This is a genomic window from Pseudomonas sp. NPDC087639 (assembly GCF_044743385.1).
Lineage (GTDB): Bacteria > Pseudomonadota > Gammaproteobacteria > Pseudomonadales > Pseudomonadaceae > Aquipseudomonas.
Genome location: NZ_JBIUWI010000053.1, coordinates 4,025 through 18,447, shown reverse-complemented (window position 1 = coordinate 18,447; position 14,423 = coordinate 4,025). Strand labels below are relative to the sequence as shown.

Genomic DNA, 14,423 nt, shown 5'->3' with positions numbered 1-14,423 from the left:
CATTGCACAAAACACGCTTATGGATTCGGCAGGTTTTCGTTCGCAAGAAAAACCTGCCTCCTCACTCGGAGAAGCAGGTTTATGAAGCAACTCTCAGACGTTAAATTTTCCACCCTCGATCTGGTGCCAGTGCGCGAAAACGGCAGCCCGGCGCAGTCACTGCGCAACTCGCTGGACCTGGCGCAGCATGTCGAGAAATTCGGCTACACGCGGTTCTGGGTAGCTGAGCATCACAACATGGATGGCATCGCCAGTTCCGCGACTTCGGTGCTGCTGGGTTATCTGGCCGGTGGTACGTCGACGATTCGTGTCGGCTCCGGCGGAGTCATGCTGCCCAACCACGCGCCGCTGGTGATCGCCGAGCAGTTCGGCACCCTTGAAAGCCTGTATCCGGGGCGGATCGATCTAGGTCTGGGCCGCGCGCCGGGTTCCGATCAAATGACCGCCCGCGCCCTGCGCCGTGAGCGTTCCGGCAGTGCCGATGATTTCCCCGAGGACGTTGCCGAGCTGGCGCGCTTTCTCGGCCCGCGCACCCCGGATCAGCGGGTAATCGCGATGCCCGGCACCGGCACCAATGTGCCGATCTGGCTGCTCGGTTCCAGCCTGTTCAGTGCCCAACTGGCCGGTGAACGCGGTTTGCCTTACGCCTTCGCCTCACACTTCGCACCGCGCTTCATGCACGAGGCGATTCGCGTCTACCGCAATCATTTCAAGCCGTCGGCGGTGTTGGACAAGCCATATGTGATGCTCGGTGTGCCGCTGGTGGCGGCCGATACCGATGAACAAGCGGATTACCTGGCGACCTCGGTGTACCAGCGCATTCTCGCGTTGATGCGTGGGCAAAGCCTGGTGCAACGTCCGCCCGTGAAAACCATGGACGGCCTGTGGCTGCCCCATGAGCGTGAGGCGGTAGGTGACTTCCTCGGTCTGGCGATGGTCGGCAGTCCGCAGAAGATCCGCGCCAAGCTGGAGGTGCTGGTTGAACAGACTCAGGCGGATGAGCTGATATTCACCAGCGATTTGTATGAACACGCTGATCGCGTGCATTCCTACGAGTTGCTGGCGCAGGTGATGAAGGGCTGACTCAACCCCTGAATTGGAAAAATCATCAGCCACAAAAAAGCCGACGCATTCACGTCGGCTTTTGCATTTCAGGCCCTATCAACCGCGCTTGTAGACGATTTCCTTGGTGCCGCCCTCGCAGGTGCCAACAACCTTGTCGCCAGCCGCTGCGCCTTTATCAACAATCTCCAGCGAATACCCGGAAACGCTCTTGGCATCCAGCTTCGCCGCAATCTCGCTTTTCAACTCTTCACAAGGCTTGCCGGCAGCAAACGCACCACCCGCAAGGCTCAACAAACCTACTGCCAATATGAACTTCTTCATCGGTTGCACTCCCTGGTCGGATTAAAGGAGGCGGGCATCGGGTCATCCACCCGATGCGCCCACCCTGTAGCGCTTTGCCATTCCTATGGCACTCGGCCAGCGCGCAAGTTCAGAAGCGTAGACCAAACTCAGCTACTGGCGATGCGGAACCCGACTTTCAAAGTCACTTGAAAGTGCGCTGCCTTGCCGTCCTTGATGTGGCCACGGGTTTCGGTCACTTCAAACCATTCAAGGTGCTTGATGCTCTTGTTGGCTTCAGCCAACGCGTTGTTGATGGCGTCTTCGATGCTGGTGGCGGACGAACCGACCAGTTCGACTTTCTTGTACGTGTGATGGTCACTCATGGCGATCTCCTTGGCGTGTGGAATTGAGACTAGCAGTGAATTGCTCTGTTGATTTCGGCGCTGCTGCGCAGGCGAAGTTCAGATTTTCTGCACTTTCTCAAACCGCTGAAGTCCCAATCAACACACGCCACTCATCACCAATGCAGGAGAGCCACCATGGCCAACACCTCTTTACGTAAAGCCTCATTGCAAAGCATGGAAGCGGAGATCGAGAGTCTGCTCAAGTCGTTGGAAGGCCTCAAAGACGATGCTTCCGACGAGTCGCGCAAAACCCTCAAGGCGCTGAAAAGCAATGCTGAAAGTGCGCTGAAACATTCGCGTCACCTGCTCAGCGATGCCTATGAAGAAGTCAAAGTGAAAACCCGTGAGACCGGGATCGCCACCCGCGATTACGCTCAGGAACATCCATGGACGACTGCCGGTGTGGCGGTCGGTGCACTGGGTCTGCTCGCGGCTTACTTGCTGTTCAAGCGCGGCGAGTGATCGCTCTGGCGCAGCTCATTCTTGAGCCATTGCGCCAGTTGCCGGGCGCGCCCATCTGCGGCGCGCTTGGGTAGCCACAACGCCAGTTGCGCCGGGGTTTCACAGAAGCCCCACGGCGCAACCAGGCGACCCGCCTTCAAATCCTCGGTAACCAGCGGCTGCGGCGCGATTGCCACGCCAAGTCCCGCAACTGCTGCCTCCAACAGATAATACAGATGCTCAAAACCTTGACCGAGATTCAACGCTTTTGCGTCGAGGTGGTTTTGCTGTGCCCAGCTTGGCCAGGCTTGCGGACGGGATGTCGTGTGCAGCAGCGGCTCATCGAGCAAGGCCTCGGCAGATGCCGTTTGCAGGCGTTGATAGCCGCTGAACAGTGGGCTCAGCACTGGGCCGATGCGTTCGGCAGCCAGTTCATACACCTGCATATCCGCCGGCCATGGCGGTTCAGCGAACAGCAGCAGCGCATCCAGCCCCGGACGCCTCGGATCAAGATCGCCTTCACCGGCCGAGAGGTGCAGGCGCAAGTCCGGCAGATCGGCATTCAAACGCCCCAATCGCGGAATAAACCAGCGCGCCAGCAAGCTTCCAGAGCAGCCGAGCACGAACGGCGCATTGGCGGTGGTTTGCGTCAGCTCCGCACAAACACTGCGCAACCGGTCGAACGCTTCGCCGCTGGCATCGCGTAAGCGCACACCGGCATCTGTGAGTTTCAAGCCGCGCCCATCCTTGATGAACAGGCTGACGCCAAGGTGTTCTTCCAGCACTTTGAGCTGGCGACTCACTGCACCGTGGGTAACGTGCAGCTGCTCGGCAGCCTGACTGACGCTGTTCAGCCGCGCGGTGGCTTCAAAGGCGCGCAAAGCGTTCAACGGGGGAAGGTCGTGGCTCATGGTATCTGTGAGTTTTCCTGACAGGTTGCGGCGATCTTATCGGTTTTCAGTCTAGAAGGTCAGGGGTAGAGTAGGCGTCATTGTCTTTTGACCGAATTCACCTGGAGCAAATCATGACCCAGACTTCGCACAACTCCGATCTGCGTAACGGCCCTGACGCCAACGGCCTGTTCGGCTCGTTCGGTGGCCGCTACGTGGCTGAAACCCTGATGCCGTTGATCCTCGATCTGGCCCGGGAATACGAAACGGCCCAGGAAGATCCGGCATTCAAAGAAGAATTGGCCTACTTCCAGCGTGACTATGTCGGACGTCCGAGCCCGCTGTACTTCGCCGAGCGCCTGACCGAATTCTGCGGTGGCGCCAAGATCTACCTCAAGCGCGAAGAGCTGAACCATACCGGCGCGCACAAGATCAACAACTGCATCGGCCAGATTCTGCTGGCACGGCGCATGGGCAAAAAACGCATCATCGCCGAGACCGGCGCCGGCATGCACGGCGTGGCGACCGCCACCGTAGCCGCGCGCTTCGGTCTCGACTGCGTGATCTACATGGGCACCACCGACATCGAGCGTCAGCAAGCCAACGTGTTCCGCATGAAGTTGCTGGGCGCCGAAGTGATCCCGGTGGTTGCCGGCACCGGCACCCTGAAAGATGCGATGAACGAAGCGCTGCGTGACTGGGTGACCAACGTCGACAGCACTTTCTACCTGATCGGCACCGTGGCTGGCCCACATCCTTATCCGGCAATGGTTCGCGACTTCCAGGCCGTGATCGGCAAGGAAACCCGTGACCAGTTGCAAGCTCAGGAAGGTCGTCTGCCGGACAGCCTGGTGGCGTGCATCGGCGGTGGTTCCAACGCCATGGGCCTGTTCCACCCGTTCCTCGACGACAAAAGCGTTGAAATCATCGGCGTTGAAGCCGCCGGCTACGGCATCGAAACCGGCAAGCACGCGGCCAGCCTCAACGGCGGCGTGCCGGGTGTATTGCACGGCAACCGCACCTTCCTCTTGCAGGACGACGATGGCCAGATCATCGACGCCCACTCGATTTCCGCCGGTCTCGACTACCCGGGCATCGGCCCGGAACACGCCTGGTTGCATGACATCGGCCGCGTCCAGTACACCTCGGTGACCGACGACGAAGCCCTCGAAGCGTTCCACAAATGCTGCCGCCTGGAAGGGATCATTCCGGCACTGGAAAGCGCCCACGCCCTGGCTGAGGTTTTCAAACGCGCACCGAAACTGCCGAAGGATCACCTGATGGTGGTCAACCTCTCCGGCCGTGGCGACAAAGACATGCAGACCGTGATGCACCACATGGAACAGTCGAAGCAGGAGAAACACTGATGAGCCGCCTGCAAACCCGTTTTGCCGAACTCAAAGAGCAGAATCGTGCCGCGCTGGTGACCTTCGTCACTGCCGGTGATCCGGACTACGACACTTCGCTGGCGATCCTCAAGGGCTTGCCGAAAGCCGGTGCCGACGTGATCGAACTGGGCATGCCGTTCACCGACCCGATGGCCGACGGCCCGGCGATTCAACTGGCGAACATCCGTGCGCTGGGCGCCAAGCAGAACCTGGCGAAAACCCTGCAAATGGTTCGCGAATTCCGTGAAGACAACAGCGATACCCCGCTGGTGCTGATGGGCTACTTCAACCCGATCCACATGTATGGCGTGCCGAGCTTTATTGCCGACGCGAAAGAGGCCGGCGTTGATGGCCTGATCGTGGTCGACATGCCGCCAGAGCACAACGAAGAACTGTGCGACCCGGCCCAGGCTGCCGGTCTGGATTTCATTCGCCTGACCACGCCGACCACCGACGACGCACGTCTGCCGAAGGTGCTCAACGGCAGTTCCGGTTTTGTTTACTACGTATCAGTGGCCGGTGTGACCGGTGCAGGTGCTGCGACCCTGGAGCACGTCGAAGAAGCGGTTACTCGCCTGCGCCGTCATACCGATCTGCCGATCAGCATCGGTTTTGGTATCCGTACACCCGAGCAAGCGGCGTCCATCGCACGCTTGGCCGACGGTGTGGTGGTGGGGTCGGCTCTGATCGATCACATCGCCAACGCGACCACGCCGGATCAGGCCATCGACGGTGTGTTGAGCCTTTGCTCAGCCTTGTCCGAAGGCGTGCGTAAGGCCCGCGTCAGCTGAAGGTAAAGTTCCTGATACAGAGGAATTAGCACCTCGCGGCACAGACTAAATGAGCAAGATCGAGGGCTTCAGGACTACGTTCTGAAGCCCTTTTTGCTGTCAGTGCAGTGAGGAAAGACCGAATGAAAATGCCGAAACGTCTGGTTGCCGGATTGGGGGTGCTGATGATCAGCGCGACTCCGCTGCTGGCCAGTGCCGATCAGCGCGATGATCATGACCGCGGCGGCTCACAACAGGGTCACTACGATAACCGCGGGGACAATCGCGGGGACGGTCACCGTGGCCCGCAGAGCGACCACCGTGGTGGTCCGCCACCGCGCGACTTCGGCCCGGTGCGCCAGACCATCCGCGACAATCACGGCTACTTCGTGCGCGGAGCACCGCCACCGCCGGGCATCCATCTGGAGCGTGGCCGGCCGTTGCCGCACGGCTATTACGGCGAGCGTCTGGATGGTCGTGCGTTAGGTCGTTTGCCGGTCTATCCGGGCTATGAATGGCGCCGGGCTGGCGGTGATATCGTGCTGATCGCGGTGGGCACCGGGATCGTTTATGAAATCCTGGATGGGGTTTTGTACTGATCTGAAGAGATCACCTGTGGCGAGGGGATTTATCCCCGATGGGCTGCGTAGCAGTCCCAAACCCTGCAAGCGCGGCTATTCAGACATAACCCGCTCGCCGGGATAGCGACTGCTGCGCAGCCGGTCGGGGATAAATCCCCTCACCACAAGGATTTGGGGCCCACCCTTGTATCAGGGCAGTTCCAGTCCACCGGAGGCTTTGTGCAGTTTGCGCAAATGCTCGCCAATCTGTTTCACGTTGGTCTCACTGGCGGCAATCTCGGCAGCGCGCTTGGGCTCCAGCAGCTTGCGCACCTCCGTGTCCAGATCGCCGGATAGTGCCAACAGCTTTTTCTGCCGTTGGCTGCTTTCCGCTTCCAGTCGGCTGAATTCGCTCGGTTGCGGCAGACCGTAACCCTTGGAATCAAGCAGTTCAGCTGGACGACTGAGGAAGCCGCTGTTGGCGAGGATTTCCTGCAAGGTCGCGTTGGCCTTGTCCATCCCGCCGTTCTCCAGTTCGCGCGCACCGAGGTAACGCTGCTTGACCTCATCCTGTGCCAGCAGCAACTGTCGGCGATAACTCGCTTGCTCGAGCAGCAACAGTGCAGCGCTCGTGCGCAGGTCGGCACGGTCGAACCATTCACGGCGTTGTTCGGCGGTCAACGAAAGCCATTCTTCAACAGTGTTCTGTTTGATCGGCAATTGCTTCTTCAATACGTCGAACATCGCCTGATAGCGATCGCGGAACGAATCGAAGCGATAACCCAGACGCAGCGCTTCTTTCGGATCATCCAGCACGCTGGTATCGGCCAGCCCCCGGCCCTTGAGCACTTCCAGCAATCCGTTGGGCATGATGCTGTCCAGGCCGGTGAGCTGCGCGTTGTTGCTGCCGCTGCGCAACAGTTTCAGGCCTTCCACCGCGCAGTTGTTGGACAGGAAGAAGTAATTGCCGTCGTAGCTCCAGTGCATCTCGGCGGCGTGTTCGACCACGCCTTCGATCTCGCTGCGTGACAGGTTCAACGGCACCGAGGCGAGGCTGCGCAGTTCGGTCTTGGTGTATTCGTCGATGACCTGCGCCAGTGGCAGGACGAACAGTCGTGATGGGTATTTGCCGACCAGTCCGTCCCAACTCGACAGCTGCACATCGCCAACAAAGGCGCGATACGACAGCACCAGATGTTGATCCAGATCGAGCCGGCAATCCGGGCCACGTGGCCGACCGGGCGCGCAGATCACCAGACGTAACATGCTGTGGCCCCAACGGCTGACCCAGTTCTGATTGGCCTCGGCCAGTAAGTAATCGACGGCGTAGACACGCTCCGGGTCGACTTGCCCCAAGGGTTGCTTGGCGAAGTCGTTGCCGGCGTTCAGAAACGCAAAGGTCTTGGCGCAGGAATTCGGGGCCGGTGGTGCCCAGCCGAAGTGTTCCTGGTAATAGCGATACAACGCCGGGCGGCGGCAGGCGTAGCTCGGGTCGAGGAGGAAATACTCCATGTTGACCGCGACAAACTCTTTCGGGCTGGAGATCTCGTAAAGATCCGGGCTGCGAGCGATCTGCCGATTATGTTGCTCGCGTTCGCCGCGACGGCCGACGTATTGCTGCCAACCGGCAAGGTCGAGCAGGCGCGGGTCGTCGCTAAGAGTGAAGCGGCGACCGTTCTGGCCACGGCACTCATCGGGAATGCCGATCAGCCCGGCGCTGTTGAAGCGCCGGGTGCAACGCTGGATCAGCGTGCGTTCGGCACTCGGCCACAAACGCGCGCGGTCATAAATGTGGGTGATTTCGTGCAGCACCGTGGCGAGCAGTTCCTGACGCACAGTGCCGTGGGGGCGATTGGTTTTTTCTTTGGCCGCGCTGCCATCGGTGAGACTGGCGAGCAGTTTGCGGTTCAGATCAAGTTCGGCGACCAGCGTGGCCTGGCCATAGGCATTGCCGGGCATGTCGTCGGTCCAGCCGACATCGATGCGCCGATCCAGCCGCTCGATGAAGCTCGGCGGCAGTGCCTGCATGGCTTCATCGATCAGCGCCTGACTGGCCTGTTGTTGGGCGGGCGTCAGACCGTCGGTCTTGAGCCGTAATTGCAGGCCGGCGTAGGCGTTGTTGCCAAGCAGCAACAACGCCCCGGCCAGTAGCCAGGCGCCGAGTGACTTCACAGTGCGAGGATGGCTTCGGCGAGTACCTGATCACTGGCGTCACGCGCTTCTGGCACGCGTGTACGCAAGGTGTTGAGCGCGGCTTCCAGGTGCGCACCACGGATATCACCGTTGCTGGCAACGAAACTGGCGGCGTCGTCGTGGGCTTCGCGGATGATTTTCGAGTCGCGAATCGATGTGGTGGTATCGGATGTGAAATCGATAGTGCGCTGGGAGGCACGAACGATGATGTTACTGGTGGCTACCAGGGTGTGCGCCTGGGCCACGTCGGCCAACAAAAACAGGCCAAGGGCGGCAGCAATCAGCGGGCTACGCATGGAACGACTCCGGAAGGACAAAGATAGCTATTGGACGAGAATTGCTTGCGCCAGTTCAAGGTCGCTTACATGAAGTTTCGGCCGGGTTTTGCGCAGGTAGTGCAGTGCGGATTCCAGTCGAGCGCCTCGCAGTTCTCCGTCACTGGCAACAAACACTGCCGCATCATCGTGAGCGGCGAGCAGCAGTTTACGGTCGAAAGGTGCGGAAGACACCATGCCGGTCGCCCAAACGCTGACGACGGTGTTCTGTGTCGACATATCGAAGGCATCGACCGACGTCGTCCAGCAGGCTGTTAACAATACAGATGGGAAAAGCAGATTTTGAAGAAAACGCATGGGACTCGGTAACGGTTGGCGAGCCGCAAGGCTAGCGCAATGCCTGTTCTAGAGCCAGCGCCGAAACATCGGGACACGACCGGCGTGTCCCGCGATACCGCAATCGCTTAGATCGTCAGAATGGCTTGAGCCAACTGTGCGTCGGTTGCTTGCAGTTGTGGCGCCTGATGACGGATGTGATCCAGCGCGCTTTCCAGCTTCACGCCACGGATTTCGCCTTCGCTGGCCACGAAGCTGGCAGCGTCGTCACGGGCAGCGAGCACGATTTTGTCGTCACGGAAGGACGAAGTGACGTCGGAAGTGGCATCGGACGAGGACTTCAGGGCACCGACGACAGCATCGGTAGTCACGATGAAACTGGTGGCGCTGGCGTTGGCAGCCACGGCCAGCAGGGCGGCAGCGCTGAGCAGACGAAGACGGGACATGGTGTAACTCCTGTGGATAAACCGTATAGAGAGGTGGCTCGGTATCTGGGAGTCAGACGCCAGTTGCACAGCATTCGCCACGTTCTACGTTGATATTAGGCTTGGTGGTGCGAGCGAGGAAAGCGTTGTGACGAATGACGTGTTCACGGACAGCCTTGAGTGGCGCCTTTAAATTGTGCTGGTGTATTTTAGTTTTTATCTAACTGTACTTGTTTGGGTTTTCACGGCGCTGAAACGACAAAACCCGTCGCGGTTTCCCGCGACGGGTTCTGTTTGTTCAATTCGGGTTGCTGGCGGTGGGTCTAACGACCAGAGCCAGCGACGCTACTTAGCGCCAGAACGGCTTGCTCAGCTCTTCGTAGCGTTGTGCTTCGCTGATACCGGCGTCAGCCAGCAGACGCGAATCCAGACGAGCCAGTTGGTGGCGGCTGGAGATGCGGCGCTGCCACAACATCAGGTTGGCGATAACGCGCAGAGGCAGGGAAGCCTGGGTGTTTACAGCTTTGTCTTCGAAGAACAGTTCGGAACTGAGTGTACGTTCCATGGTTGACATCCTTCCGCTTGTGGCGGGATCAGGTAGTGGTTTGACTGGTGCCCATGATCCTCTCGTTTGGCCAGTCTCTCTAGATACAGTTCAACTGTATTGTGAGTGACCAGTTAACTGTTTATAGGGGGTGTATGGGTCAAAATCGAGCAAACTGTACCTGTCCGCACTTAAGTGGTGCGTTTTAACCTGATTTCGAAGAGTTTGTAGGGAATAGCCTTAGGAATAGACCGGTACAGCAGTACAGTTTTTGGCAGGTCTGGGGTTTTTAGAATCCCACTGACGCAAGCTGTGTTTGCGCCAGTGGAATATCTGTGCGAATTACACCTTCAGCATGCGCCCGGTTTCTTCCAGGTTGATATGCCAGCTCAACGCTTCGCGCAGGATGTGCGGGGTGTGACCGCCGATTGCACAGGCCGCAGTGAAGTAATCATTCAACGCCTGGCGATAATCAGGGTGCACACAATTGTCGATGATCACCCGCGCACGCTCCCGAGGTGCCAGGCCGCGCAGATCTGCCAGACCCACTTCGGTCACCAAAATGTCGACGTCATGCTCGGTGTGGTCAACGTGGCTGACCATCGGCACCACGCTGGAAATCGCGCCACCCTTGGCAATCGACTTGGTCACGAACACCGCCAGATGCGCGTTGCGCGCGAAGTCGCCGGAGCCGCCGATGCCGTTCATCATCCGTGTGCCGCAGACGTGGGTGGAGTTGACGTTGCCGTAGATGTCGAACTCCAGCGCCGTGTTGATCCCGATGATGCCCAGGCGCCGCACCACTTCCGGATGGTTGGAAATCTCCTGTGGGCGTAGAACCAGTTTGTCCTTGTACTTCTCCAGATTGCCGAACACGTCGCTGTTGCGACGTTCCGACAAGGTGATCGAACTGCCCGAGGCGAAGCTCAGCTTGCCGGCGTCGATCAGGTCGAACGTCGAATCCTGCAGCACTTCGGAGTACATGGTCAGGTCTTCGAACGGCGAGTCGATCAGGCCGCACATCACCGCGTTGGCGATGTTGCCGATCCCGGCCTGCAACGGCCCGAGTTTGTTGGTCATGCGCCCGGCATCGACTTCCTGCTTGAAGAAGGTGATCAAGTGGTCGGCGATGGCGTTGGTGTCGACATCCGGCGACGACACGGTCGACGGCGAATCCGCTTGCTGGGTGATGACAATGGCGACGATCTTCTCCGGCGGGATCGGGATCGCGGTGCTGCCAATACGGTCGTCGACTTTTACCAGCGGGATCGGCGTGCGCGTCGGACGATAGGTCGGGATATAGATGTCATGCAGGCCTTCGAGGTTGGCGTTGTGCGCCAGGTTGATCTCGACGATCACCTGCTTGGCGAAAATCGCGAAGCTCGCCGAGTTGCCCACGGAGGTGGTCGGCACGATGTGGCCCTGTTCGGTGATGGCCACGGCTTCAATCACCGCGATGTCCGGCAGCTTCAGTTGCTGGTTGCGCAGTTGCTCGACGGTTTCCGAAAGGTGCTGGTCAATGAACATGACTTGGCCGGCGTTGATCGCCTTGCGCAAGGTGCTATCGACCTGGAACGGCATACGGCGCGACAGGACGCCTGCCTCGGTCAATTGCTTGTCGAGGTCGTTGCCCAGACTCGCGCCAGTCATCAGGCTGATTTTCAGCGGCGTGACCTTGGCTCGCTCAGCCAGTGCATGAGGGACGGCTTTGGCTTCGCCGGCGCGGGTGAAGCCGCTCATGCCGACGGTCATGCCATCTTCGATCAGTGCGGCGGCGTCGGCGGCGCTCATCACTTTATCCAACAACGAAGGCAGGCGAATACGGTCACGGTACATGGATTATTTTCTCGGGTAGCGAGTAGCAGGATGCGCAGTCTAGTGAATTTGACGGGCGCCTGTCCCGCTACCAAGGTCGCAAAAGAGGCGTCTATTTAGCGGGTTTCAAGTAAAACATCGTTACCGGATCTGCAACAACGCGGCATATTGTCCGACGCTTTGCGCAAACAAAAACGCCCCGACAAGTCGGGGCGTTCGATGTTGCAGTGCAGAGTTACTCGACCGCTTTGACCATGTCTTCGATGACTTTTTTCGCGTCGCCGAAAACCATCATGGTCTTGTCAAGATAGAACAGTTCGTTGTCCAGACCGGCATAGCCGCTGGCCATCGAGCGCTTGTTGACGATGATAGTCTTGGCCTTGAATGCTTCGAGAATCGGCATGCCGGCAATCGGTGACTTCGGATCGTTCTTCGCGGCCGGGTTGACCACGTCGTTCGCGCCGAGCACCAGCACCACGTCTGCCTGACCGAACTCGGAGTTGATGTCTTCCATCTCGAACACTTGGTCGTAAGGCACTTCGGCCTCGGCGAGCAGGACGTTCATGTGCCCAGGCATCCGCCCGGCCACTGGGTGGATCGCGTACTTCACGGTCACGCCACGGTGAGTCAGCTTCTCGGTCAGCTCTTTCAGTGCATGCTGCGCGCGCGCCACCGCCAGACCGTAGCCTGGCACGATGATCACGGTGTCGGCGTTGGTCAGCAGGAAGGTTGCGTCATCAGCCGAACCGGACTTCACCGGACGCGCTTCTTTCGCGCCGGCCGGGCCAGCGTCCACCGTATTGCCGAAACCGCCGAGCAGTACATTAAAGAAGGAGCGGTTCATCGCCTTGCACATGATGTACGAGAGGATCGCACCGCTCGAGCCCACCAGCGAACCGGCGATGATCAGCATCGAGTTGTTCAGCGAGAAGCCGATACCTGCCGCCGCCCAGCCGGAATAGCTGTTGAGCATCGATACCACCACCGGCATGTCGGCGCCGCCGATAGGGATGATGATCAGCACGCCCATCACGAATGCCAGCGCCAGCATCAGCGCGAACGCGGTGAGGTTGCCGGTGAACATGAAGGTCAAGCCGAGAGCCAGCGTGGCCAGGCCCAGTACCGCGTTCAGCTTGTGCTGACCGGCGAACTGTACCGGTGCGCCTTGAAACAGCCGGAACTTGTACTTGCCCGACAGCTTGCCGAAAGCGATCACCGAACCGGAGAAGGTGATTGCACCAATCGCCGCGCCCAAGAACAGCTCCAGACGGTTGCCCGCTGGAATAGCGTCGCCCAGCTGTTTGACGATGCCCAGCGATTGCGGCTCGACCACCGCCGCAATGGCGATGAACACAGCCGCAAGGCCGATCATGCTGTGCATGAAGGCGACCAGTTCCGGCATCTTGGTCATTTCAACGCGCTTGGCCATGATCGAGCCGGCAGTGCCGCCGATCAGCAGGCCGACGATCACATAACCGATACCTGCAGTCGCCAGCTCAGCGCCGAGCTTATAAATGAGGCCGACGGTGGTGAGGATGGCCAGCGCCATGCCGAGCATGCCGAACAGGTTGCCGCGCCGCGAAGTGGTCGGGTGCGACAGGCCTTTGAGGGCCTGGATAAAGCAGATCGACGCGATCAGGTAGAGCGTCGTGACGAGATTCATGCTCATTACTTCGGCGCCTCTTCTTTTACTTTCGGGGCTTTCTTCTTGAACATCTCAAGCATGCGGCGAGTGACCAGGAAGCCACCGAACACATTGACCGCGGCCAGTGCCACGGCCAGCGTGCCCATGGTTTTGCCCAGCGGCGTGACGGTCAGTGCGGCGGCCAGCATGGCGCCGACAATCACGATCGCGGAAATGGCGTTGGTCACCGCCATCAAAGGCGTGTGCAGCGCAGGCGTAACGTTCCAGACCACGTGATAACCGACATAAATCGCCAGCACGAAGATGATCAGGTTGTAGATACCGGGGGAGATAAGCTCTTCCATCGTCTGAATCCCTGCTTAGGCGTTTTTGCGGATGACTTGGCCGTCGCGGCACATCAGGCACGCGGCGACGATGTCGTCTTCGAGGTTGACGTCGAACTGGCCTTCTTTAGTGAAGACCAGCTTCAGGAAGTCCAGCAGGTTGCGCGCGTACAGCGCCGAAGCGTCTGCGGCGACTTCACCGGCGAGATTGGTCGGGCCGCAAATGGTTACGCCATTCTCGATCACCACCTGATCGGCCACGGTCAGCGGGCAGTTGCCGCCCTGCGCGGCGGCGAGGTCGATGACCACCGAACCCGGTTTCATCTGCGCCACTGTCTCCGCGCTCAACAGCGTCGGCGCCTTGCGGCCCGGAATCAGTGCAGTGGTGATGACAATGTCGGCCTGCTTGGCGCGTTCATGTACGGCCTGGGCCTGACGCTGCATCCAGCTCGCTGGCATCGGCCGCGCATAGCCGCCGACACCGACCGCGCATTCGCGCTCTTCATCGGTCTCGTAAGGCACGTCGACAAACTTGGCGCCGAGGGATTCGATCTGCTCCTTCACCGCCGGACGCACGTCAGACGCTTCGATCACCGCACCCAGACGTTTCGCCGTGGCAATCGCCTGCAACCCGGCCACACCGGCACCGAGAATCAGCACGCGCGCCGCTTTCACAGTGCCCGCAGCAGTCATCAGCATCGGCATGAAGCGTGGATAGTAGTGAGCGGCCAGCAACACAGCCTTGTAACCGGCAATGTTCGCCTGGGAAGACAACACATCGAGACTCTGCGCCCGAGAGGTACGCGGCGCCGCTTCCAGGGCGAACGCGGTAATCCCGCACTCGGCCATTTTGGCTATGGTTTCGTTGTTGAACGGGTTGAGCATGCCAACCAGCACCGTGCCGCGCTTGATCAGCGTCAGTTCGGCGTCGCTTGGGGCGACCACTTTGAGAATCAGCTCGGCGCCAAACGCATCGTTGGCACTGCCAATGGTTGCGCCTGCCGCTTCATAGGCACTGTCGACAACACTGGCTTTAACGCCGGCGCCGGTTTGCACAGTGACCTTAT

At 59.6% G+C, this 14,423-nt stretch carries 17 protein-coding genes; 5 read left to right on the top strand and 12 right to left on the bottom strand.

What is annotated here, in order from left to right; genetic code table 11:
• Positions 1-81: 81 nt before the first annotated feature.
• Complete coding sequence (locus ACIOVB_RS20320) at positions 82-1,083, top strand: LLM class flavin-dependent oxidoreductase (RefSeq protein ID WP_187680748.1); 1,002 nt, start codon at positions 82-84, stop codon at positions 1,081-1,083.
• Positions 1,084-1,161: 78 nt separating this feature from the next.
• Here the strand turns inward: ACIOVB_RS20320 and ACIOVB_RS20315 are convergent, their stop codons facing one another.
• Both ACIOVB_RS20315 and ACIOVB_RS20310 read right to left on the bottom strand, forming a co-directional pair.
• The gene (locus ACIOVB_RS20315) at positions 1,162-1,386 is read right to left on the bottom strand and encodes a DUF1161 domain-containing protein (protein WP_401270763.1); all 225 of its coding nucleotides are present in this window, start codon (positions 1,384-1,386) and stop codon (positions 1,162-1,164) included.
• Positions 1,387-1,514: 128 nt separating this feature from the next.
• The gene (locus ACIOVB_RS20310; RefSeq protein ID WP_003187305.1) at positions 1,515-1,730 is read right to left on the bottom strand and encodes a dodecin; all 216 of its coding nucleotides are present in this window, start codon (positions 1,728-1,730) and stop codon (positions 1,515-1,517) included.
• 156 nt (positions 1,731-1,886) lie between these two features.
• Here ACIOVB_RS20310 and ACIOVB_RS20305 point away from each other — a divergent pair, with 156 nt between their 5' ends.
• Positions 1,887-2,213, top strand: a complete 327-nt coding sequence (locus tag ACIOVB_RS20305) for a YqjD family protein (RefSeq protein ID WP_042556998.1) — start codon at positions 1,887-1,889, stop codon at positions 2,211-2,213.
• On the opposite strand, the gene ACIOVB_RS20300 is transcribed toward ACIOVB_RS20305, so the two are convergent.
• Complete coding sequence (locus tag ACIOVB_RS20300) at positions 2,186-3,103, bottom strand: LysR family transcriptional regulator (RefSeq protein WP_401270760.1); 918 nt, start codon at positions 3,101-3,103, stop codon at positions 2,186-2,188. The two genes, ACIOVB_RS20305 and ACIOVB_RS20300, sit on opposite strands and share 28 nt — an antisense overlap.
• 113 nt (positions 3,104-3,216) lie before the next feature.
• Here ACIOVB_RS20300 and trpB point away from each other — a divergent pair, with 113 nt between their 5' ends.
• From trpB to ACIOVB_RS20285, 3 genes are all read left to right on the top strand, one after another.
• Positions 3,217-4,449, top strand: coding sequence for a tryptophan synthase subunit beta (gene trpB, locus ACIOVB_RS20295; protein ID WP_187680751.1), 1,233 nt, complete (start codon positions 3,217-3,219; stop codon positions 4,447-4,449).
• Positions 4,449-5,261: a tryptophan synthase subunit alpha gene (trpA, locus tag ACIOVB_RS20290; RefSeq protein ID WP_187680752.1), complete on the top strand. Its 813-nt coding sequence runs from the start codon at positions 4,449-4,451 to the stop codon at positions 5,259-5,261. The genes trpB and trpA overlap by 1 nt, the downstream gene beginning before the upstream one ends.
• A gap of 122 nt (positions 5,262-5,383) precedes the next feature.
• Complete coding sequence (locus tag ACIOVB_RS20285; RefSeq protein ID WP_401270755.1) at positions 5,384-5,839, top strand: anti-virulence regulator CigR family protein; 456 nt, start codon at positions 5,384-5,386, stop codon at positions 5,837-5,839.
• 171 nt (positions 5,840-6,010) lie between these two features.
• On the opposite strand, the gene ACIOVB_RS20280 is transcribed toward ACIOVB_RS20285, so the two are convergent.
• The 9 genes from ACIOVB_RS20280 to ACIOVB_RS20240 all read right to left on the bottom strand — a co-directional run.
• Positions 6,011-7,972, bottom strand: coding sequence for a DUF4105 domain-containing protein (locus ACIOVB_RS20280; RefSeq protein WP_401270752.1), 1,962 nt, complete (start codon positions 7,970-7,972; stop codon positions 6,011-6,013).
• Positions 7,969-8,289 carry a DUF2388 domain-containing protein gene (locus ACIOVB_RS20275; protein WP_034152281.1) on the bottom strand — a complete coding sequence of 107 codons (321 nt, stop codon included), beginning with the start codon at positions 8,287-8,289 and terminating at the stop codon, positions 7,969-7,971. The genes ACIOVB_RS20280 and ACIOVB_RS20275 overlap by 4 nt, the downstream gene beginning before the upstream one ends.
• A 27-nt stretch (positions 8,290-8,316) precedes the next feature.
• Positions 8,317-8,625 (bottom strand): DUF2388 domain-containing protein, encoded by a 309-nt coding sequence (locus tag ACIOVB_RS20270; RefSeq protein ID WP_187680755.1) that lies wholly within the window; start codon positions 8,623-8,625, stop codon positions 8,317-8,319.
• A 107-nt stretch (positions 8,626-8,732) separates the two neighbouring features.
• Entirely contained in the window at positions 8,733-9,050 is a 318-nt protein-coding gene (locus ACIOVB_RS20265) for a DUF2388 domain-containing protein (protein ID WP_007911658.1), read from the bottom strand.
• Between the two features lie 328 nt (positions 9,051-9,378).
• Entirely contained in the window at positions 9,379-9,594 is a 216-nt protein-coding gene (locus ACIOVB_RS20260) for a DUF1127 domain-containing protein (protein WP_007911656.1), read from the bottom strand.
• A gap of 321 nt (positions 9,595-9,915) precedes the next feature.
• Positions 9,916-11,409 (bottom strand): acetyl-CoA hydrolase/transferase family protein, encoded by a 1,494-nt coding sequence (locus ACIOVB_RS20255; RefSeq protein WP_187680756.1) that lies wholly within the window; start codon positions 11,407-11,409, stop codon positions 9,916-9,918.
• Positions 11,410-11,623: 214 nt separating this feature from the next.
• Positions 11,624-13,057, bottom strand: a complete 1,434-nt coding sequence (locus tag ACIOVB_RS20250; RefSeq protein WP_187680757.1) for an NAD(P)(+) transhydrogenase (Re/Si-specific) subunit beta — start codon at positions 13,055-13,057, stop codon at positions 11,624-11,626.
• On the bottom strand, positions 13,057-13,377 hold the full coding sequence (locus tag ACIOVB_RS20245) for an NAD(P) transhydrogenase subunit alpha (RefSeq protein ID WP_003187417.1): 321 nt from the start codon (positions 13,375-13,377) through the stop codon (positions 13,057-13,059). The genes ACIOVB_RS20250 and ACIOVB_RS20245 overlap by 1 nt, the downstream gene beginning before the upstream one ends.
• 15 nt (positions 13,378-13,392) lie before the next feature.
• Positions 13,393-14,423 (bottom strand): NAD(P) transhydrogenase subunit alpha (locus ACIOVB_RS20240; RefSeq protein ID WP_401270747.1); only part of this gene is annotated, 1,031 nt, incomplete at its 5' end.

Excerpts from the sequence above, each read along its gene's own strand:
- ACIOVB_RS20320 (WP_187680748.1), top strand. The coding sequence starts at position 82 with ATGAAGCAACTCTCAGACGTTAAATTTTCCACCCTCGATCTGGTGCCA.
- ACIOVB_RS20315 (WP_401270763.1), bottom strand. The coding sequence starts at position 1,386 with ATGAAGAAGTTCATATTGGCAGTAGGTTTGTTGAGCCTTGCGGGTGGT.
- ACIOVB_RS20255 (WP_187680756.1), bottom strand. The coding sequence starts at position 11,409 with ATGTACCGTGACCGTATTCGCCTGCCTTCGTTGTTGGATAAAGTGATG.
- ACIOVB_RS20245 (WP_003187417.1), bottom strand. The coding sequence starts at position 13,377 with ATGGAAGAGCTTATCTCCCCCGGTATCTACAACCTGATCATCTTCGTG.
- ACIOVB_RS20300 (WP_401270760.1), bottom strand. The coding sequence starts at position 3,103 with ATGAGCCACGACCTTCCCCCGTTGAACGCTTTGCGCGCCTTTGAAGCC.
- ACIOVB_RS20275 (WP_034152281.1), bottom strand. The coding sequence starts at position 8,289 with ATGCGTAGCCCGCTGATTGCTGCCGCCCTTGGCCTGTTTTTGTTGGCC.
- trpB (WP_187680751.1), top strand. The coding sequence starts at position 3,217 with ATGACCCAGACTTCGCACAACTCCGATCTGCGTAACGGCCCTGACGCC.
- ACIOVB_RS20310 (WP_003187305.1), bottom strand. The coding sequence starts at position 1,730 with ATGAGTGACCATCACACGTACAAGAAAGTCGAACTGGTCGGTTCGTCC.
- ACIOVB_RS20260 (WP_007911656.1), bottom strand. The coding sequence starts at position 9,594 with ATGGAACGTACACTCAGTTCCGAACTGTTCTTCGAAGACAAAGCTGTA.
- ACIOVB_RS20270 (WP_187680755.1), bottom strand. The coding sequence starts at position 8,625 with ATGCGTTTTCTTCAAAATCTGCTTTTCCCATCTGTATTGTTAACAGCC.
- ACIOVB_RS20250 (WP_187680757.1), bottom strand. The coding sequence starts at position 13,057 with ATGAGCATGAATCTCGTCACGACGCTCTACCTGATCGCGTCGATCTGC.
- ACIOVB_RS20285 (WP_401270755.1), top strand. The coding sequence starts at position 5,384 with ATGAAAATGCCGAAACGTCTGGTTGCCGGATTGGGGGTGCTGATGATC.
- trpA (WP_187680752.1), top strand. The coding sequence starts at position 4,449 with ATGAGCCGCCTGCAAACCCGTTTTGCCGAACTCAAAGAGCAGAATCGT.
- ACIOVB_RS20265 (WP_007911658.1), bottom strand. The coding sequence starts at position 9,050 with ATGTCCCGTCTTCGTCTGCTCAGCGCTGCCGCCCTGCTGGCCGTGGCT.
- ACIOVB_RS20305 (WP_042556998.1), top strand. The coding sequence starts at position 1,887 with ATGGCCAACACCTCTTTACGTAAAGCCTCATTGCAAAGCATGGAAGCG.